Origin of the sequence: Cytophaga sp. FL35 (assembly GCF_014349235.1) — a bacterium.
In the GTDB taxonomy this organism is placed as follows: Bacteria; Bacteroidota; Bacteroidia; order Flavobacteriales; family Flavobacteriaceae; genus Euzebyella.
The window spans coordinates 13,002-32,120 of sequence record NZ_JACSOH010000004.1; the positions used below are offsets into that span (position 1 = coordinate 13,002).

The 19,119-nt window shown below is 40.0% G+C and carries 18 protein-coding genes; 7 read left to right on the forward strand and 11 right to left on the reverse strand.

Annotated features, from left to right (window positions below; genetic code table 11):
- Positions 1 to 18 precede the first annotated feature (18 nt).
- On the reverse strand, positions 19 to 1,269 hold the full coding sequence (locus BIZ36_RS03775) for an efflux RND transporter periplasmic adaptor subunit (protein WP_187456539.1): 1,251 nt from the start codon (positions 1,267 to 1,269) through the stop codon (positions 19 to 21).
- A 109-nt stretch (positions 1,270 to 1,378) separates the two neighbouring features.
- Entirely contained in the window at positions 1,379 to 2,731 is a 1,353-nt protein-coding gene (locus BIZ36_RS03780; RefSeq protein WP_187456540.1) for a TolC family protein, read from the reverse strand.
- 212 nt (positions 2,732 to 2,943) lie between these two features.
- On the opposite strand from BIZ36_RS03780, the gene BIZ36_RS03785 reads away from it, so the two are divergent.
- Together BIZ36_RS03785 and BIZ36_RS03790 are read left to right on the forward strand one after the other, a co-directional pair.
- Positions 2,944 to 4,314 carry a sigma-54-dependent transcriptional regulator gene (locus tag BIZ36_RS03785; RefSeq protein WP_187456541.1) on the forward strand — a complete coding sequence of 457 codons (1,371 nt, stop codon included), beginning with the start codon at positions 2,944 to 2,946 and terminating at the stop codon, positions 4,312 to 4,314.
- Positions 4,315 to 4,318: 4 nt separating this feature from the next.
- Positions 4,319 to 5,665, forward strand: a complete 1,347-nt coding sequence (locus BIZ36_RS03790; RefSeq protein WP_187456542.1) for a sensor histidine kinase — start codon at positions 4,319 to 4,321, stop codon at positions 5,663 to 5,665.
- A gap of 8 nt (positions 5,666 to 5,673) precedes the next feature.
- On the opposite strand, the gene BIZ36_RS03795 is transcribed toward BIZ36_RS03790, so the two are convergent.
- The 5 genes from BIZ36_RS03795 to BIZ36_RS03815 all read right to left on the reverse strand — a co-directional run bounded on the left by BIZ36_RS03795 (position 5,674) and on the right by BIZ36_RS03815 (position 9,193).
- On the reverse strand, positions 5,674 to 6,009 hold the full coding sequence (locus BIZ36_RS03795) for an MGMT family protein (protein ID WP_187456543.1): 336 nt from the start codon (positions 6,007 to 6,009) through the stop codon (positions 5,674 to 5,676).
- Complete coding sequence (locus BIZ36_RS03800) at positions 6,006 to 6,635, reverse strand: LysE family transporter (RefSeq protein WP_187456544.1); 630 nt, start codon at positions 6,633 to 6,635, stop codon at positions 6,006 to 6,008. Before BIZ36_RS03800 ends, BIZ36_RS03795 begins: the two co-directional genes overlap by 4 nt.
- A gap of 3 nt (positions 6,636 to 6,638) precedes the next feature.
- A complete protein-coding gene (gene trmB, locus BIZ36_RS03805) occupies positions 6,639 to 7,307 on the reverse strand; it encodes a tRNA (guanosine(46)-N7)-methyltransferase TrmB (RefSeq protein WP_187456545.1) in 669 nt (222 codons plus the stop codon).
- Positions 7,308 to 7,322: 15 nt separating this feature from the next.
- Complete coding sequence (locus BIZ36_RS03810; protein ID WP_187456546.1) at positions 7,323 to 8,414, reverse strand: sensor histidine kinase; 1,092 nt, start codon at positions 8,412 to 8,414, stop codon at positions 7,323 to 7,325.
- Positions 8,415 to 8,506: 92 nt separating this feature from the next.
- On the reverse strand, positions 8,507 to 9,193 hold the full coding sequence (locus BIZ36_RS03815; RefSeq protein ID WP_187456547.1) for a response regulator transcription factor: 687 nt from the start codon (positions 9,191 to 9,193) through the stop codon (positions 8,507 to 8,509).
- Between the two features lie 177 nt (positions 9,194 to 9,370).
- Here BIZ36_RS03815 and BIZ36_RS03820 point away from each other — a divergent pair, with 177 nt between their 5' ends.
- From BIZ36_RS03820 to BIZ36_RS03835, 4 genes are all read left to right on the forward strand, one after another.
- Positions 9,371 to 12,217 carry a TonB-dependent receptor gene (locus tag BIZ36_RS03820; protein ID WP_187456548.1) on the forward strand — a complete coding sequence of 949 codons (2,847 nt, stop codon included), beginning with the start codon at positions 9,371 to 9,373 and terminating at the stop codon, positions 12,215 to 12,217.
- Positions 12,218 to 12,258: 41 nt separating this feature from the next.
- Positions 12,259 to 14,499: a beta-helix domain-containing protein gene (locus tag BIZ36_RS03825; protein ID WP_187456549.1), complete on the forward strand. Its 2,241-nt coding sequence runs from the start codon at positions 12,259 to 12,261 to the stop codon at positions 14,497 to 14,499.
- Between the two features lie 146 nt (positions 14,500 to 14,645).
- Positions 14,646 to 14,954, forward strand: a complete 309-nt coding sequence (locus tag BIZ36_RS03830) for a T9SS type A sorting domain-containing protein (RefSeq protein ID WP_187456550.1) — start codon at positions 14,646 to 14,648, stop codon at positions 14,952 to 14,954.
- A gap of 170 nt (positions 14,955 to 15,124) precedes the next feature.
- The gene (locus BIZ36_RS03835; protein WP_187456551.1) at positions 15,125 to 15,445 is read left to right on the forward strand and encodes a T9SS type A sorting domain-containing protein; all 321 of its coding nucleotides are present in this window, start codon (positions 15,125 to 15,127) and stop codon (positions 15,443 to 15,445) included.
- Between the two features lie 44 nt (positions 15,446 to 15,489).
- Here BIZ36_RS03835 and BIZ36_RS21255 read toward each other — a convergent pair whose 3' ends face one another.
- Complete coding sequence (locus BIZ36_RS21255; protein WP_353616811.1) at positions 15,490 to 15,681, reverse strand: FKBP-type peptidyl-prolyl cis-trans isomerase; 192 nt, start codon at positions 15,679 to 15,681, stop codon at positions 15,490 to 15,492.
- Positions 15,682 to 15,689: 8 nt separating this feature from the next.
- Positions 15,690 to 15,920, reverse strand: coding sequence for an FKBP-type peptidyl-prolyl cis-trans isomerase (locus tag BIZ36_RS21260; protein WP_353616812.1), 231 nt, complete (start codon positions 15,918 to 15,920; stop codon positions 15,690 to 15,692).
- Between the two features lie 206 nt (positions 15,921 to 16,126).
- On the opposite strand from BIZ36_RS21260, the gene BIZ36_RS03845 reads away from it, so the two are divergent.
- Positions 16,127 to 17,104, forward strand: coding sequence for a LuxE/PaaK family acyltransferase (locus BIZ36_RS03845; RefSeq protein WP_187456552.1), 978 nt, complete (start codon positions 16,127 to 16,129; stop codon positions 17,102 to 17,104).
- On the opposite strand, the gene BIZ36_RS03850 is transcribed toward BIZ36_RS03845, so the two are convergent.
- Positions 17,101 to 17,631, reverse strand: a complete 531-nt coding sequence (locus tag BIZ36_RS03850; protein ID WP_187456553.1) for a hypothetical protein — start codon at positions 17,629 to 17,631, stop codon at positions 17,101 to 17,103. The genes BIZ36_RS03845 and BIZ36_RS03850 overlap by 4 nt on opposite strands.
- Before the next feature lie 75 nt (positions 17,632 to 17,706).
- A complete protein-coding gene (gene tyrS, locus BIZ36_RS03855) occupies positions 17,707 to 19,002 on the reverse strand; it encodes a tyrosine--tRNA ligase (RefSeq protein ID WP_187456554.1) in 1,296 nt (431 codons plus the stop codon).
- Positions 19,003 to 19,119 lie beyond the last annotated feature (117 nt).

Genomic DNA, 19,119 nt, shown 5'->3' on the forward strand with positions numbered 1-19,119 from the left:
ATAACTTTTAACTACTTCCTATTTCAATACTATTTTCTCTGCCTCTCCAAAAGAATCATAGTTGCTGGTGATGACCTTTTCTCCAGGTTGAAGTCCTTCTAAAACTTCATAGTATCTAGAATTTTGTTTCCCTATTCTAATGTTTCTTTTATGCGCTTCGGAACCATCGGCACCTACTACAAATACCCATTGACCTCCCGTGCTTTGAAAGAAGCTTCCTTTTGGCAAAAGCATTGCATCGCTAGATTCACCCAATTGTAACCTTATGTTGTAGCTCTGTCCTGCCCTAATGGTCTCTGGCTTTTCATCGGTAAAAACCAAGTCTACTTTAAACCTTCCATTTCGTACCTCAGGATATACTTTTCTCAATCTCAGCGGGTACTCGGTACCGTTTCTTTCCAGAACTGCGGTAAGTTCTCTTTTAACGCGATCAATATAGTGCTCATCTATTTGAGCTTCAATTTTAAAATCGGTAAGTACATTGATTTGACCAATTCGTTGGCCTTGGGAAATACTTTGACCTATTTCTGCATCCAAGAAACCAAGCTGACCGTCTGCAGGTGCCCTAACATTTAAATGATCCAATCTTTGGTACACCATTCCCAGTGTTTTTTGCATGCGGGCCAAGTCAGCATCTAGACCCGTCAAGGAAGTCTTTCTAAGCTCGTCATCTTGCTCGGTCTGTAGCTTAACAATCTCATATTGCTTTTGGGACAATTCATAATTTTCCTTGGACAGCAAATATTCTTCTTTAGATATAAGTTCCTCATCATACAGGGCTTTGTTCTGCTCAAAGTTTCTCTTTAAGCGTTGCAAATCCGTACTTGCGGTTGCCAATGAACGTCTTCCTTCTACTTGACGGGAATCAAAAGTCAACTTGGTAGATCGCAAATCGTTCTGCTTCAATGCCAAATTACTTTCACTGGCTAAAATCTGTTCGTAGAGGTTCATATTTTCCAGTTTTAGGATGATATCCCCTTTTTTAACGGTGGCACCTTCCTCGATTAATTTTTCGGATACCCTACCGCCTTCATAGGCGTCCATATAGATGGTGGCTATGGGAGCTACATTACCGCTAATGGTTATGTAGTCATCAAATTTACCCTCGGTTACCGTACCTAAAGACAGCTTTTCCCGATCCGTTCTAAAAGTGGAAACAGAGCTAGCAAATAAAAGTTGATAGCCTACCAAAAGTAGTACCACTCCCAACCCGATGTAACCATAGTGTTTGGCTTTAAGTCCTTTTTTCTTTTCTAATTGTATATCCATTTTATTCTTTTATTATTAGTTGTTGGTTGTTCGTTGTTCGGAAGAAAAGATAAAAACTCAATACTTATATCTTACTTCTTATAACTTCTTTCTATTAACTACTAACCACCTACTGTAATTCCATATCAAAAACCGGCAGTCCCCTATAAAAATCCAGTGTACTTTTATTTATTTGTGTTTGTAAGGTTACCTGTAAATTTTCATTTTGGGCATTGGCAAATAAGTTCTTAGCCGTAAATAATTCCAATGCATTAATCAATCCCTTTTCGTATCGTTTTTGAGCAATGGTAAAGGCCAATTCTTGAGCTTTTACATTTTGCGCACTCTGCTCGCTTTGTACCTGTAGCGACTCATATTCCTGAACCAATTGTTGTATGGTCTGAAAAATTACCTGTTGCTGGATTTCCAAATTATTCTGCGCCCTTAAACGTTCTATTTTTTGCTGCTTGATCCTAGACCTCGTAGCCCAACCATTGCTAATAGGCACATTCAGGCTCACTCCAACATACCTACTGGTGTTGTCCCTAAATTGGTCCCTAAAGGGTACAGTAACCCCTAAGCTATCTCTTGTAGTTTCAAAATAACCCGTTGCGGTACCGGCAAAAAGACTTAATGAGGGCAACAATCCGCCACGTTCCACCGCCAATTGCTTTTTAGCAGCTTCCACCCTCAATTCTTGCGCTTTTAAAATGGGCATAAAAGCCGTAGCTTGTTGATAGATCGTATCTGATTGTATGAGGGAATCTTCATTCTTGGCGGTATTCAAGTTGAGGCCCTCAACAATTGTAATATCATTGGCTCCTTCCAAATTCATTTCCTGAATCAATTGAAGTTTTGCGGCGGCCAATTGGTTTTCACTTTGGGTAACATTTAATTTATCGGTCAATAAAAGGGATTCGGCTTCGTACAAATCGGCACCCGCTTTTAGGCCTAGCTCAATTTGTTTGGCCACCAAATCATAATTGGCCTGAGAAACCTGCATTTGTTCCTTTGAAATAGCCACCAAACCTTCGAAAAACTTTATATCGTAAAAGGCCTGCATAACTCGAAAAGCCAATAAAAACTTCTGCTGCTGTGTTTCTTCCCTTGTAGCCTTATACAAGAGTTTTTGGGCTTTAATGGAATTAATTTTCTGAAATCCCCTGAATAAATCAACTGAACTTTCTAGCGTAAAACGATTGGAGAAGAAATCAGTAGTAACCACATCATTGGTGAAAGGATCGGTACTTCTACCAAAATTGATGATGTAATTGGAAGACCCTGTTACCGAAGGAAGCAAATTTCTAATAGATTGTCTATAAGACTCCCGGTTGCTGTCCGTAGTGTAATCAAAATCCTTTAATTGTAAATTGTGCTCTAGAGCATAGTCAACACATTCATTCAAGGTCCAAGAATCTTGCGCGGCCAACTTTGCCGATATCCAGAGTAAAAGAAATACTAAAAATTTAATTAATTGGCTCATAATTTTATTCGTGTGCCAAACTTATTACTATTCCCGTGCCACAATCTTATACTTCTGAAATACAGTGTTTTATAAAATCAAAAGTTAATAACCCTCCCTGCACCTGTAAAATTTATGTACAACTATTGTCCATTTTTTTGACACTGTAAAAAATTTTACGAACTCTTATTGTAGTTTTATCCAGTACCTAACAAATTGAAACTATTTCTTAAATGACCGATGCGCAAATTCTTATCATAGATGACAACAAGAGTGTTTTGAGCGCTCTTGAAATTCTCTTGCAATTTGAGTACAAGAAAATAGAGACCATTTCCAACCCCAATCAAATTACTTCTTTTCCCAATTTAAAGGAAATTGACATCGTCCTGCTCGATATGAACTTTTCTGCCGGAGTCAATACCGGAAACGAGGGATTGTATTGGCTGAGGGAACTTCAAAAAAAAGCACCCCAAACCTCTGTTATTATGATGACCGCCTACGGGGCAGTCGATTTGGCGGTAAAAGCATTGAAAGAAGGCGCCACCGACTTTATATTAAAACCTTGGAACAATGACAAATTATTGGCCACGGTAAAATCGGCCTTTGAACTTAGAAAATCCAAAAAGGAAGTCCATGAACTTAAAGAAAAGGAAACACACTTAAAGCAAGTCATCAACCAAAACAAGAACTATATAATTGGAAATTCCAAAGCGCTCAATGGAGTTCTTAAAATGGTAGGCAAGGTGGCAAAAACGGATGTAAACGTTTTGGTCACGGGTGAAAATGGTACGGGAAAGGAATTGATCGCTCGCGAGCTTCATAAATTAAGCGCCAGAAACAATGAAGTTTTTATTCCTGTGGACATGGGTTCTATTTCCGAAAACCTTTTTGAAAGCGAATTGTTCGGGCATATAAAAGGTTCCTTTACCGATGCCAAGGAAGACCGAATTGGAAAATTTGAAGCAGCCAATGGGGGCACCTTGTTTTTAGACGAAATTGGAAACTTATCCCTTCAGGCACAAGCAAAACTGCTCTCGGCCATTCAAAACAGAACTATCGTTCGGGTGGGTTCCAATAAATCCATTCCCGTAGATATTAGACTAATTTGTGCCACAAATGAGGATTTGGACCAGATGGTTGCCGATGGATTATTCAGGGAAGACCTTTTATACCGTATCAATACCATTAGAATTGAAGTCCCGGCACTAAGGGAGCGTGACAATGACATTTTAGTGCTTACGGATTTCTTTCTGAAAAAATTCACCTCTAAATATGGCAAACCGTCCCTGAAAATAAATCAGCAGGCACAGGAAAAATTGCTAGCCTACCCTTGGCCGGGGAATATCAGGGAACTTTTGCACACCATTGAGCGTGCCGTTATCCTATCTGAAGGAAATGTTCTTAAACCGGAAGATTTTCTGCTTAGTAATAAACAAAACGTAAGTACCAACCTCAACGGTCCGGCCACTTTGGAGGAGATGGAGCTTTTGATGATCAATAGTGCCCTTGAGCAAAATGAAGGGAATTATAGTGCTGCCGCAGAGCAGTTGGGTATATCTAGACAAACGCTGTACAACAAGCTGAAAAAAATGGGTAAAAACTAGTCTTATGGTTAGCAGAAACATCTATCTACAACTGGTCTTCCGCATTATTCTACTCACCTTAACAGCTGTGGCCCTAGGGTTTTTAACGGTGAACGAGAATTACATACTTGCGGTATTGACCTTGCTCCTTCTCATTCTACAGACCTATTTTCTTATTTACTACGTAAACCAGACCAACCGGAAAATTGCCTATTTCTTTGAAGCTATCAAAAACGAGGATTTTACCCTGAGGTTTCCAGAAAAATTAAGTGTACAATCCTTAAAGGAGCTTAACCATAGCTTGAATGTACTCAATGAAATGATTCAAGACATTCACCTAAAAAAACAGGCCCAGGAGCAATTCTACCAAGAGATTTTAAAACAGGCGGATATTGGCATCATGACCATCAACGACAAGGGCCATATTCTCTACGCCAACCCCACCATAGAACGACTTTTAAACTACCATCCGCTCAACCATGTAAAACAGTTGAAACAGGTGGACGAAGAACTTTTTAAAAAGTTTGAAAAACTTCAGCCTTTTGAAAGCAACACCCACCAGCTTACCAATGAGCGCGAGAAGATAGAATTGGCCCTCAAGGCCACAGCGGTAACCGTAGATGCCAATTCGTTATTATTGGTAGTTGTACAGGACATTCGAAAAGAACTGGATGAAAAAGAAACCGATTCTTGGGTGAAACTGATCAGGGTACTCACACACGAAATCATGAATACCATCACCCCTATCACTTCCATTTCAGACTCCATCCTTAGATATTTTAAAAATGGAGAGAGTGTGGTGAAGGGTGCCGATTTGCCAGAAGAACATTTAAGCAGTGCCGCAAAAGGGCTGGAGGTGATAAAAGAACAAGGCTCTGATTTGATGAACTTTGTTCAATCTTACCGGAAATTTTTAAGCGTTCCAGAACCGGACAGGGAATTAATTCCCGCCAAGAACGTTTTGGAGAAAGTGGCCCTCCTATTGGAACGTCCGGACAATAAAACTTCCACCAACATCGCAATACAGGTAAGCCCTGAAAACCTGGAACTCTATATCGATGTAAAGCAGATAACGCAGGTCTTATTGAACCTTGGAAAAAATGCCCAACAATCCTTGAGTAATCAAGAGAATGGAGAGATTTTATTGATAGCGGGAGTAGATTCAAAGGACAAGAAATACATTCAGGTCATTGACAATGGACCGGGAATACCGGAAGAATTGATGAATGAAATTTTTGTACCCTTTTTTACGACCAAAAATACGGGTACAGGCATAGGGCTGAGTCTTTCCAAACAAATTATGAGATTGCATAAAGGAAGTATTCAAGTGAGTTCAAATGAGCGAACAACGTTCACCCTCACTTTTGACTAAGTTATGGATTATCCAAGTTCCTTAAAGGGATCCCAAAAGTGTTTTTCTAGATTTACAATTTGATTGTCCACAACTTTCACCCCTTCATTTTCGAGAAGTTGTTGCATAAGATTGGTGCCGTCAAAATGATGTTTTCCGGTTAACAAACCCGCTTTGTTCACCACGCGGTGCGCAGGCACATCTTCATATTTCCCGGAACCGTTCATAGCCCAACCTACCATTCTGGCGCTGCGAGCGGCCCCTAAGTATTTGGCAATGGCACCATAGGAAGTAACCCTGCCTTCGGGAATAAGCCTAGCGACCTCGTACACCTTTTCAAAGAAATTCTGGTTTTCCGGTTTCATCTGTAAAAGATACGGGATAAGGTAATGGCCAACAACACCAGCATTAATAAACTTAGGATGTAATTGCTATTTTTTGAAAACCGATTGGTCTTCCGTTCCAATTTATTAAAGTACACGGTGTACATATAAAGTACGGTAAAAGTTCCCGCTCCTGCCGCCAAGATAAAAGTTAGGATATCCCATATTTTGAACTTGATCCATCCGGAAGCATTCCACATAATGTTAAGTCCGCTGTAATAAGGAATAGTTAGAAGATTCAGAGCACCAAGAAGCATGCCCTTAAAATAACTATTCTTCTTACTAACCTTAACCTTCTTCTTTACCTTTGTATTGGTTTTCTTGGCAGCTACAAAAAAATAGACCGCAAAAAAGGCAAACACACCCACAGCAATCTTTAAAAGTACATCTATTACTTGGGGATTGTTATACAGGAATTTAGAGATATAAACAGCTATAGTGGCTTGAAGCACCACTACGGTAGCAACACCTAAACTAAAAATGATTCCGTCTGTCTTTCCTTTTTCAACACTGGTTTTGGCCGCATTCATATTAAGTAAGCCGGGAGGCACGGTGGCCATGAAGGCCGCTGAGAAGGTAGCGAAAAACAGAATCAACAAATGTAGCATACATCAATTTATCTTAAATTGAAGATAGGTGATAGGCTTACCTTTTTCCAGGTATTGTTTCTCGTAGAAAGTTTGAATTTCCAAAACTTCCTTGGGGCTTCCCTCATTTTTGTACACATCGTGGTTGGCATAGATAATTTCCAGTCCCAGACCGTGCAAAAGTCCTAGTGTATAGCCGTGCATAAATTCACTATCCGTCTTTAGATGAACAATACCGTCCGGCTTAAGAATTTTACGATACCTATCTAGAAAAACCTGATTGGTCATTCGGTGTTTGGTACGCTTAAATTTAATTTGTGGGTCTGGAAAAGTTATCCATATTTCCGCAACTTCCCCTTCTGCAAAAATCTCATCTATCAATTCAATTTGGGTTCGCAAAAAAGCGACATTTCCCATATTTTCCTCAACAGCCGTCTTGGCACCTCTCCACAGCCTCGCACCCTTGATATCGATACCGATAAAATTTTTATCTGCATTTTGTTTGGCAAGGCCAACGGTGTATTCTCCTTTTCCGCAACCAAGTTCCAATACAATTGGGTTGTTGTTCTTAAACTGACCCGACCATTTTCCCCTTAACGGAAAACCCGCCTTAATTTCTTCCCTTGAAGGTTGAATTACATTTTCAAAGCCTTCATTCTCTTTAAATCTTTTTAGTTTATTCTTACTTCCCACACCAAATTTCTTTAGCTATATAGCATCATCTTCCGTTAATTCAAACTCTTCATCATCCGCTTCTACCAAGGCTTTTTCCAAAGTGAAGGAAAACTCACTTCCTACTCCTATCTCACTTTCAACATAAATTTTTTCCTTATGGGCCTCGATTATATGTTTTACGATGGCTAGTCCCAAACCTGATCCACCTTCACTACGGCTTCCACTTTTATCAACTCTATAAAACCTTTCGAACAATCGAGGTATATGTTGCTTGGGGATTCCTTCTCCGTTATCGGTTACCCTAATAATAACTTTATTTTTAATCAGATTTTCAACACTTACCTCTGTAGTTCCGTTAGAATGGCCGTATTTAATGGAGTTTACTAGTAGATTGGTCACCACCTGCTGTATTTTTTCCTTATCAGCAAAAACATAAACAGGCACCTCGTATTCCATGTCAAAAGTAAGCACGATGTTCTTACTTTCCGTCTTCATTTCAAGTAAATCGAACACGTTCTGGATCAACTCTATAATATCAAATTTCTCCTTGCGAAGGTTGAGTTCCCCTACTTCCAACTTTGTTATAAGATCGAGGTCCTTTACGATGTAAATAAGACGATCTACGCCTTTATTGGCTCGTTGTAGGTATTTCTTTCGAACACTCTTATCATTTATTGCACCATCCAGCAGGGTTTCGATATAGCCCTGTACGGTAAAGAGAGGGGTTTTGAGCTCATGGGAAACGTTTCCCAAAAAATCTTTACGGTATTCTTCCCGTATTTTAAGGGTATCTATCTCAACCTTTTTGTCCTTGGCAAACTTTTCAATTTCCTCTGTGAGGGTCTTCATATCTGTAGTAATGGGACCTTCTACCAAAGATGATGATTCTAATAGGGTAACGTCATCATAAATTTGTTTGATACGTCTGTAGATAAAGTGTTCTATCCTTATTTGCAGGGCGATAAAGGCTATAACAAAAAGCATTAGGGTGGCGACCACCGCAAAAGCAGGGTTAAACATATCCCAAATGTAAAGAAGCCCTGAAAGGGCTATACCAAACACCAAGGATAGAACAAAGGAAGACCTAAAGGCAAAGCGGTAAGACCGTTTTAATTGAGTGGCCATCTTGGATTACATTTTTTAAAAGGCCAAAACAAAGATTTGGACCAAAGCCCAAAATTACGGCAAATAACTGAAAACGATAAGAAAATGGGTAACTAGAGTACAAATTTATACCCAACCCCCTTAACCGTTTTAAAATGGTCTTCGCCTATCTTTTCGCGCAGTTTTCTTATGTGAACATCTATGGTACGGCCACCAACAACTACTTCATTGCCCCAGACCCTATCTAATATTACTTCGCGCTTAAACACCTTACTAGGTTTGGAGGTCAATAAAGAAAGTAGTTCAAACTCCTTACGGGGCAATATGATTTCTTCCCCATCATTGATAATTTTATACTCCTCCCTATTAATTACAATATTGCCCACTTTTACAATTTCATCAGTGGAGGATGTATCTTCCTTAAGCCTTCTGAGCAACGCCTTTACCTTGCTTACCAAAACTTTAGGACGAATAGGCTTTGTGATGTAATCATCTGCTCCTGCTTCAAAACCCGCTACTTGTGAATAATCTTCTCCACGGGCCGTTAAGAAAGTGACTATGGTGTTCTCAAGACCGGAAGTATTACGAATGACCTCACAAGCTTCAATACCGTCCATTTCTGGCATCATAACGTCTAAAATAATAAGATGCGGCTGTCTTTTTTTGGCAAGGGCAACTCCCTCTGCCCCATTCTTTGCCGTAAATACTTGATAACCTTCAGAGGTGAGATTGTAACCTATAATCTCCAGAATATCAGGCTCATCGTCTACCAACAGAATCTTGATATCTTTCTTTTTCATGGGATAGTTTTCTTTAATGATCGGGCCAAGATAAAGATAATACATGTATCCCAAACCGGCTTAACGTTGATTTAATATTGTAACATTAAACTAACATTATTGCAAAATATATTTAACATGGGCGTAACTCGACTTTTACAGCACGTCTCTTTATTTGCGGCGTACTAAAAAGAAAAAATGAGAGTTTTATTTACTGTTTCCCTAGCGTTGTTCGCAACGCTTCAAATGTTCTCCCAAGATACAGGAAGTATCGGAGGTAAACTTACTGACAAAGAATTTAATAATGAACCACTACCATTTGCCAATGTAATTATCAAAGGTACCACCACTGGTACTACAACAGACTTTGATGGGCTATATGAAATCCCCAATCTAGAGCCCGGTACCTACACTGTGGTTTTTAGCTATTTAGGTTATGAAACGGTTGAAATACCTAACATAACAGTAGAAGCCGGCAAAGTAGCCACTGTTAACATTCCAATGAGCGCCTCAGAAGGTGTTTCCCTTGAAGAGGTTGTGGTTACCACCGTCGCTAGAAAAGATTCTGAAGTAGCCTTATTATTGGACCAGAAAAAAGCCATTACTCTTGAAACTTCTATTGGAGCGCAGGAATTGGCACGAAAAGGTGTTTCCGATGCGGCCTCAGCAGTTACCAAAGTAACCGGTATTTCAAAAGAGGAAGGTTCAGGAAATGTATATGTTCGTGGACTGGGCGATCGATTCAACATTACTACACTGAACGGATTGCCATTACCTTCAAACAATACTTCTAAAAAGAACATTGATCTTGGAGTATTCTCTTCAAGCATTATTGAATCCATTGGAATTGACAAAACCTACAACGCCGCTAACTACGGAGATTTTGGTGGAGCCAACGTAAACATCGTTTCAAGAGATTACAACGGAACCGGTTTTTTTGATGTAAGCGCTTCGGTAGGAGGCAATTCAGAGGCCTTGGGAGTTGACCAATTTTACTTGAACGACGGGCCTAATTTTTCCGGTTTCTACAATTATGATATTCCAGACAATCCATTTTCCGATACTTTTGAAACCAATTGGAATCGTGAGGCATATGGTACTCCTGTCAATTCAAGCTTCTCGCTAAAAGGAGGCGATACCTATACAATTGGGGAAGAATCAAGACTTAGCCTTTTTGGCGTAGCTTCCTTTGGGAACAATTTCTCCTACAACGAAGGTATCAATAACGGGCAGCCCAATGTTGGAAACGGGCTACCTAATTCAGCTTTTGACTTTACCACTTTTGACTACTCTACCGCCACAACCTTAATGGGTAATGTTGGTTTTAGACTGAACAACAACAATAACTTTAAATACAACCTGCTTGTATTGAACAACTCGAGTCAAAAACAACAAGAGTTTTTCGGTATTCTTGATAGGGAAGATGATGCACCAGAAGGTGGCGGTTTCATTCAAAGGGCCACTTTTGAAAGAACTACCTTATATGTACATCAATTATTGGGTGAACACAACCTGAACGACAAATTGGATGTAAACTGGGGAGGTGCTTACAATTACGTAAAAAACTTGGTGCCAGACAGAAGACAAAATACCGTCTTACCTCGTAGAAACAACAATCCTGATGGACCAAAATCATTTGCCCTGGTATCTGCAGCATCTGAAAACCATAGATTTTTTCAAGAACTTGATGAAGAGGAGATAGCCGCAAACATTTCTGCCACTTACAAATTCAAGGAAAATGAAGACGACGGCTTTGACGGCAAATTGACCGTTGGTTATAACGGTAGGTTTAAAAACGTAGACTTCGACGCCACGCAGTTTAACTTTCAATTCTTAAGGCCTAACGATCAACCAGAGGTAGACATCAGACAAATTGATGAATATTTTGAACAAAACACGTTAAGCTCAGGTCTATATCAAATTAGAACCTTTAGAGGTACTTCTACCATTCCTGGAGCATTGGACCCACAGACTTTTGGAGGAGACCAATCCATCAATGCTGGTTTTGCTACCCTTGAATACAAATTCAATCCTAAATTCACGCTTTTTGCTGGTTTAAGGGCAGAACAAATTATTCAAGAAATTAATTGGAACACCACCTTTGGCGAGGACGAAAACGAATTGGACACCTTTGAATTCTTGCCTTCCTTAGCTCTAAAATACGAGCTTAATGATAAGCAAAATCTGAGATTTGCCGCCAGTAAAACGTATACCTTACCTCAATTTAAAGAAAGAGCTCCTTTCTTGTTCCAAGAAGATATAACTCAAGATTCATATGGTAACCCTGATCTAGAGAACTCCACCAACTACAATTTTGATGTTAGATGGGAACTTTACCCAACTTCCAGTGAAATCATCTCCTTTGGGGTATTCGCAAAATATATTGAAAACCCAATCAACACTTTCTTGGTGGTATCAGCGGCAAACGACCTTAGTTATGCCAATACTGGAGATAACGCAACTGCTTTTGGTGCCGAATTGGAAGCTCGTGTCAACCTCATCCAAAATGATATTGATACCGAAGATGCCGTGCTGGAAGAAAGATTGACTTTAGGCGGAAATATTTCCTATCTAAAAACCAACCAACAATTAGATTCTGAGAAAGTGGCTAATGAAACAAGGTTATCAGCTGCTTTCACCAATACAGAAGCGCCACTGCAAGGAGCCTCGGATATTATTTTGAACGGCGACATCAGTTTCTATAGACAGTTTAGAAAAGAAAGAGAGTTCCGCGGCACCTTGGCGGCCAACTATTTTTCTGAAAGATTATATGCTTTGGGTAGTACCGGTCGTGGCCACTTAATGGACAAAGGCTATGTAACACTTGACTTTATATCATCCATGCAATTGAACAAGCATCTAAGTATTGGTTTGAATGCCAAGAACCTTTTAAATCCATTGATCGAAAGGGTGACTGAAAATGCCGAAGGTGATTTAGCCACTGAAAATCCAGCAGTCGTAGGCTTCTTGGAAGACGGGCCTATAACCGACCTTTCATACAAAAGAGGAACCGATTTTTCTCTTTCATTGACATTTAGTTTTTAATCTAAGTAATAAAAACAATTATTTAACTATTAAACCTTGTAATGATGAAAAAAAAGATTTTCTCAATAATGCTTGGTCTGGCCGCTTTGACACTTGTGGTGTCTTGTAGCGATGACGACAACGGACCCAGTAATGACCCTACCTGTAGTGATGGTATAATGAACGGTGACGAAACCGGTATCGATTGCGGCGGTTCTTGTACTCCATGTGGCGAAGAGCCAGCAGAAACTGAAGACCTAGAAGGAGAAGTTACTGAGAATACTGAATTGGATGCTTCCATAGCTTATAACTTAACCGGTGCTTATGTTGTAAAATCTGGTGCTACTTTGACCATTCCTGCCGGAACCACTATCAAAGCTGCCGGAGGTACTGCCGCTTTTATTGGTGTTGAAAGAGGAGCAACCATCAATATCAATGGTACTGCTTCTGCTCCTGTAGTAATGACTTCAGGTGCTGCCAATCCTGCCCAAGGCGATTGGGGTGGTTTGGTTATTGCGGGCGATGCCCCAACCAACAAAGGTACTGACGTTACAACTGAAGTAGGTGATCTTACCTATGGAGGTGCTAATGCTGCGGACAACTCTGGTAGCATTACTTATCTTAGGGTTGAATATACCGGAGCTACTTTCTCCAATGATAAAGAATTCAACGGTGTTTCCCTTTTTGGTGTAGGGTCTGGAACTACTTTCGAAAACGTTCAGTCATACATGGGTGGTGATGACGGTATCGAGTTCTTTGGTGGATCTGTTGACGGTATCAACTTGGTTTCCATTGGAAGTGGTGACGATTCTATCGACTTCGCCGATGGATGGACAGGTAACGGTACTAACTGGTATATCGCAGACGGTGCCAAAGCTGGTATCGAAGGTTCAAATAATGGTGATGACGGAGACGCTACTCCTGTAACTACTACAACCTTGACGAATATTACGGTAGTGGGTCCAGTTGCCGAAGGTGCTCTTTTCTTTAAAGAAGGCGGTGGTAGCTTTACTGTTGACAACTTCTACGTAAGCGGTGCTGATTTAGGTATCAATGTAAAAGATACCGATGTTGAGGCTAACGCCAGAATTGATGCTGACGACTTGATGATTTCTAACATTCAGTTTGCCGATACTCCTTCTGAATTTGCTGCCACTAATTACGCAGGAACAAACTTGGATTTCTATACCGAAGGTGTAGCCACTGGTGCTGGTAATGGCGCTGCTGCTCCTGATTGGGCCGCCGGATGGACTATAGGACTTAGTAATAGTGCTCCTTCTTCTCAGCAAAACCTAGCAGGTGAAGCAACTGGAGATGTTGAATTAGATGCCAATATCGAATACATTCTAACTAGTGGATTTGTAGTAAAAGAAGGTGGTTCTTTGACCATTCCTGCCGGAACCACGATTAAGGCCACTGGTGGTACTGCCGCTTTTATTGGTGTTGAAAGAGGAGCTACTATCAATATTAACGGTACTGCCACTGCTCCTGTTGTAATGACTTCAGGGGTAGAAAACCCTGCACCTGGTGACTGGGGCGGTTTGGTTATCGCGGGTGATGCCCCAACCAACAAAGGAGTTGATGTTACTACCGAGGTAGGAGACCTTACCTACGGTGGTGCAAATGCTGAGGACAATTCTGGGAGCATTACGTACTTAAGAGTTGAGTATACCGGTGCTACTTTCTCCAATGACAAAGAGTTCAACGGTGTTTCCCTTTTCGGAGTTGGTTCTGGTACAACTTTCGAAAACGTTCAGTCTTATATGGGCGGTGATGACGGTATTGAGTTCTTTGGTGGGTCTGTTGATGGTGTAAACCTTGTTTCTATTGGAAGTGGTGACGATTCTATCGACTTTGCAGATGGTTGGACAGGTAACGGTACTAACTGGTACATTAAAGATGGTGCCAAAGCTGGTATTGAAGGTTCTAACAATGGTGATGACGGAGACGCCACGCCTGTTACCACTACTACATTGACCAACATTACAGTAGTTGGACCAGTATCTGAAGGTGCCCTTTTCTTTAAAGAAGGAGGTGGTAGCTTTACTGTTGAAAATTTCTATACCGAAGGTATTGATTTAGGCATCAATGTTAAGGATACTGATGTAGAGGCCAATGCTAGAATAGATGCAGACGACTTGGCAATTACAACTATTGAATTCGCTAGTCCTGCAACTGGTTTTGAAGCCACTAACTATGCAGGTACCAACATGGACTTCTATTCTGAAGGCGATGCTACCGGTGCTGGCAATAAAGGTGGAGAACCAGATTGGGCCACTGGTTGGGCCATTGGTTTCAACTAAACGGTAGTTTAAGAGCTAACTAAAAACCCCGCATTTGCGGGGTTTTTTGCTTTCTACCCATAAAACCCAACCGTTTATACAATCGCGCCAACGTTGGATATAAAGATTTATTATATTTGTGGTACATTTTTTGTTTAACCTACCATATGAAGCACCTTTACTTGATTGTAACAATGCTGTTTATCTCTTTAAGCTATGGCCAAGTTCGCCAGGGCAATGGAGAAATTGATGGGTTTAAACTCTACCCGAATCCTGTAACAGATGGTAAGGTCTTTATAAGCACTACAAAAAATGCGCCCAAACAAATAGCTATTTATGATGTCTTGGGCACTAAAGTTCTTGAAACGAAAATTACAGGTAAGGAATTATTTCTAAGGGACTTGGATGCCGGTGTTTATGTGCTCCGAGTTTTTGAACTTAACAATGTCGCCACTAGAAAGCTGATTGTTAAGTAATCCTCTTTTTTTGTCCAGTACCGCTAGAACAACCTCTTTTAGTTTTCATTTTTCCGATGAAATACATCCATCGTGATTGCTAACCTACAATTTTTGTGCTTTCACAACAATTTTATGTCAAATTAACTCCTCTGGACTACTTTTAAAGTATTGATCCCAAATCAATTACCATGCGCCTGCTCCTCATTATTGCCTTTATGACTATGGCGACACCTATGTGTGCACAAGAATCCTTCACATCCATTGGTCCACAAGAAGCCATTACAGAAGTAAAACTGTATCCGAATCCCGCATATGGAGAATCGGTAAAAATCGTATCATCGGCAAACGAACCTAAGGGAGTTACGGCTTATGATGTTTTTGGCAAACCAGTATTAAGGGAAAAAATAAGAAACAACACCCTTTATATAACTTCCCTCAAGCCGGGAATCTATGTCCTGCAGATAGAATTGGACGAGAAAACGGTAAATCGCAAACTAATTGTAAAATAAAAAGACCCGTAGAAACGGGCCTTTGATATCTTGACCTGTGTGAATTATAAAATTTCCACCAGCTCTAAATCAAAAACTAAGTCCTGACCTGCCAGAGGGTGGTTACCATCTACCACAATACTACTATCTTTCACGTCTTTGACCACTAAATTGATTTTTTGACCGTTAGGCCCTTCCGAAACCAAGGCCATTCCAACCTGTGGGTCTATATTTTCCGGTAATTGATCCTTAGGCACCTCCTGAATTAATTGATCGTTAGGTTCACCATAAGCTTCTTCTTTTGGTATGCTAACGGTTTTTTCTCGTTCACTTTCATATCGATCAACCCTTTTTCAAATCCCGGGATGATTTGTCCTTGACCTAAAGTAAATTGCAAGGGTTCCCCTCTTTCCAAAGAGCTATCGAAAACCTTACCATCTTCCAGTTTTCCTGTGTAATGTACTTTTACCGTGTCATTGTTTTTAACCTGACTCATTTGTGTCTATTTTATTTACTTATAGCCCTAAAGGGCATTTTTGGTAAAGGTATAGGTCTAAAAATCGCTTCAAAACATATAGTAAACTATCTTACATTAATTAGAATACTTTAACTGTCGAGCTAACTAACTGTTAATTTATTTAACAACTAAACGGAATTCGTATGGTAATATGGTTTACAGTATTTTTGCGACAAGTATAATTTATGGATTCACACTCGCTATTTTCCATTTCCACCTCACAGGAATTTAAGGAACAAACCTTAGAAACTTTCCGATATCAGTATGCAAATAATGAGGTCTACCATGAATTTTGTAATCACTTGGGCATGAGCCCAAAAAATGTTTTGAAAGTTGAAAACATACCTTTCCTGCCTATTTCTTTCTTTAAATCCAAGGTCATTTTAACGACCAAAAATATTCCTGAAACCCTTTTTACCAGCAGCGGAACAACCGGAAGCATTACTAGCAAGCATTATGTCGTAGACCCTCAATTATATATCGATAGTTTTACCAAAGCACTTGAACTTTTTTACGGAAACATCAAAGACTATTGCATTTTAGCCCTGCTACCCTCCTATTTGGAACGTCAAGGTTCATCGCTTATTTATATGGCGGATTATCTCATTAAAAATAGCAATCACCCTAAAAGTGGCTTTTACCTAAATGACTTGAACAAACTTGAGAAAACCCTGCAAGAACTGGAAGAGCAAGGCCAAAAAACCTTATTAATAGGAGTTTCATTTGCACTTTTGGACCTTGCCGAAAAAAATTCCTTACGATTAAACAATACCATTGTGATGGAAACAGGAGGCATGAAAGGACGTCGAAAGGAACTTATAAGGGACGAACTTCACCAAATTCTACAAAATGGTTTTGGATTAAAAAATATTCATTCAGAATATGGCATGACCGAGCTTTTATCACAAGCGTACTCCCAGGGAAACGGAATTTTCAAAACCCCGCCATGGATGAAAGTCTTAATTAGGGATACGGAAGACCCTTTAAGCCTTCAAAGAATAGGAAAAACCGGTGGTATCAATATCATTGACTTAGCCAACCAACATTCCTGTTCCTTCATTGCGACCCAAGATTTAGGTAAAATGCATGCGGACGGTAGTTTTGAAATCTTGGGAAGGTTCGATCATTCAGATGTTCGCGGGTGTAATCTAATGGTTCTCTAAAGCCCTAATATTTTTGCATCTACAAAAAAGGTAGAATTCACTTCAATTTCATGGTCTCTGCTAATAACCTCATCGGTAACAGTTTCCAAGCGCAAATTGAACTCGTCCTTTTTTATATACTCCTTTAGGTCTACATCTACAACATCCACATCCAAAGAATTACCGGTATTGGGATCCACTTCAACTTCCTCGGCTATTTTGATTTCATCCAATCCTTCGGCAGAAATATAAATAACAATGGACTCTAGGAAACTAAAATCCGCATCATCAGGAGTAGTAATGTTAAGAACTAGCTCCTTAAGCCTAATTTCTTCAATTAAATCTTTTCGGGTATCGTTTACTTCAAACTTTGACTCGGAATTGGTCTCCACATCCGGAGTATAAACATCAAAAGGAACATCTATACCCACCGTTGATTCGATGGTTACATTGCTTTTATACTCAATATCAAACTTGGTAAGTTCATCTAGCTTATCGCAGCTCACAAGAGCAAAAACGCCCACCAAGATGTAAACAAAATTTTTCATTGCAATCAGATTTTAAAGACTATGAAAATCTAACGCAACCAATCTTGTTTTATTGAATAGAATGCAGCTATTTATTTAGGACACTACCAAAACAAAGTAGTTTTTCTTGCCTCTTTGCAACAATACGAACTTGTCATTGATCAAATCGGACTCGGTAATTAAAAAATCAGCTTTTACCTTTTCCTTATTTACGGAAATGGAATTTTGTTTTAACTCGCGACGGGCTTCACTATTGGACCCTAAGAATCCGGTTTTATCGGCCAAAGCACCTATCATATCGAGTCCGTCGGCCAATTCACTCTTAGAAATTTCCGCTTGCGGCACCCCATCAAAAACATCCAAAAAGGTCTGTTCGTTCAATTTTTTTAGGTCATCTGAGGTAGATTTGCCAAAAAGGATGTTACTGGCCTTTTGCGCATTTTCCAAATCCTCTTTAGAGTGAACCATAACGGTAATTTCTTCTGCCAAACGTTTCTGAAGTGCACGCAGATGCGGTGCCTGTTTGTGTTCTTCTACCAGTTCTTCTATTTCCTGCTTGGATAAAAAGGTGAAAATCTTAATGTATTTTTCAGCGTCCTCGTCAGAAGTGTTCAACCAATATTGATAAAAACGATAGGGAGAGGTCCTATCTGCATCTAACCAAATGTTGCCACCTTCGGTCTTACCAAATTTGGTTCCATCTGCTTTGGTTATCAAAGGACAGGTCAAGGCATAGCCCTTTCCATTACCAATTCTTCGAAGGAGTTCTGTACCTGTAGTAATATTTCCCCATTGATCGCTACCGCCCATCTGTAGGGTGCAGTTGTACTCTCTGTATAAATGAAGAAAATCGTAACCTTGAACCAATTGATAGGTAAATTCGGTAAAAGACATGCCTTCCTTTGCCTCAGCAGACAAGCGTTTCTTTACAGAATCCTTGGCCATCATGTAGTTGACCGTAATATGTTTTCCTATATCCCTAATAAAATCAAGAAAGGAAAATTTCTTCATCCAGTCATAATTATTCACCAAGACCGCACCGTTGTCAGATGCACTGTCAAAATCCAAAAATCTGCTCAGTTGCTCTTTTATGGATGCTTGATTATGCCTAAGTGTTGCTTCATCCAGTAAATTCCGCTCTGCAGATTTTCCTGAAGGATCCCCAATCATACCGGTAGCGCCACCGATCAAGGCATATGGTTTGTGGCCAGCCAATTGAAAGTGCCTAAGCATCATTACCCCTACCAAATGCCCAATATGCAATGAATCTGCGGTGGGGTCTATACCCACATAAGCAGATTGCAGACCGCTCATTAGATGTTCTTCCGTACCGGGCATTGCATCGTGCAACATCCCTCTCCATTTTAATTCTTCAACAAAATTGGTAGCCATGATAAGCAAATTCAAAGATTTTTTGCAAATATAGGTAGGCACAAGCAATGCAGCTACTAAAGACCAGTTTTTATGGCGCTCCTCATTTATTACTCTTTAAAGATGTGCTACTATACT

Bases quoted from the DNA above. Each gene is read 5' to 3' on its own strand.
- BIZ36_RS03775 (WP_187456539.1), bottom strand. From the start codon at position 1,269: ATGGATATACAATTAGAAAAGAAAAAAGGACTTAAAGCCAAACACTAT.
- BIZ36_RS03780 (WP_187456540.1), bottom strand. From the start codon at position 2,731: ATGAGCCAATTAATTAAATTTTTAGTATTTCTTTTACTCTGGATATCG.
- BIZ36_RS03785 (WP_187456541.1), top strand. From the start codon at position 2,944: ATGACCGATGCGCAAATTCTTATCATAGATGACAACAAGAGTGTTTTG.
- BIZ36_RS03790 (WP_187456542.1), top strand. From the start codon at position 4,319: ATGGTTAGCAGAAACATCTATCTACAACTGGTCTTCCGCATTATTCTA.
- BIZ36_RS03795 (WP_187456543.1), bottom strand. From the start codon at position 6,009: ATGAAACCGGAAAACCAGAATTTCTTTGAAAAGGTGTACGAGGTCGCT.
- BIZ36_RS03800 (WP_187456544.1), bottom strand. From the start codon at position 6,635: ATGCTACATTTGTTGATTCTGTTTTTCGCTACCTTCTCAGCGGCCTTC.
- BIZ36_RS03810 (WP_187456546.1), bottom strand. From the start codon at position 8,414: ATGGCCACTCAATTAAAACGGTCTTACCGCTTTGCCTTTAGGTCTTCC.
- BIZ36_RS03815 (WP_187456547.1), bottom strand. From the start codon at position 9,193: ATGAAAAAGAAAGATATCAAGATTCTGTTGGTAGACGATGAGCCTGAT.
- BIZ36_RS03820 (WP_187456548.1), top strand. From the start codon at position 9,371: ATGAGAGTTTTATTTACTGTTTCCCTAGCGTTGTTCGCAACGCTTCAA.
- BIZ36_RS03825 (WP_187456549.1), top strand. From the start codon at position 12,259: ATGATGAAAAAAAAGATTTTCTCAATAATGCTTGGTCTGGCCGCTTTG.
- BIZ36_RS03830 (WP_187456550.1), top strand. From the start codon at position 14,646: ATGAAGCACCTTTACTTGATTGTAACAATGCTGTTTATCTCTTTAAGC.
- BIZ36_RS03835 (WP_187456551.1), top strand. From the start codon at position 15,125: ATGCGCCTGCTCCTCATTATTGCCTTTATGACTATGGCGACACCTATG.
- BIZ36_RS21260 (WP_353616812.1), bottom strand. From the start codon at position 15,920: ATGAGTCAGGTTAAAAACAATGACACGGTAAAAGTACATTACACAGGA.
- BIZ36_RS03845 (WP_187456552.1), top strand. From the start codon at position 16,127: ATGGATTCACACTCGCTATTTTCCATTTCCACCTCACAGGAATTTAAG.
- BIZ36_RS03850 (WP_187456553.1), bottom strand. From the start codon at position 17,631: ATGAAAAATTTTGTTTACATCTTGGTGGGCGTTTTTGCTCTTGTGAGC.
- tyrS (WP_187456554.1), bottom strand. From the start codon at position 19,002: ATGGCTACCAATTTTGTTGAAGAATTAAAATGGAGAGGGATGTTGCAC.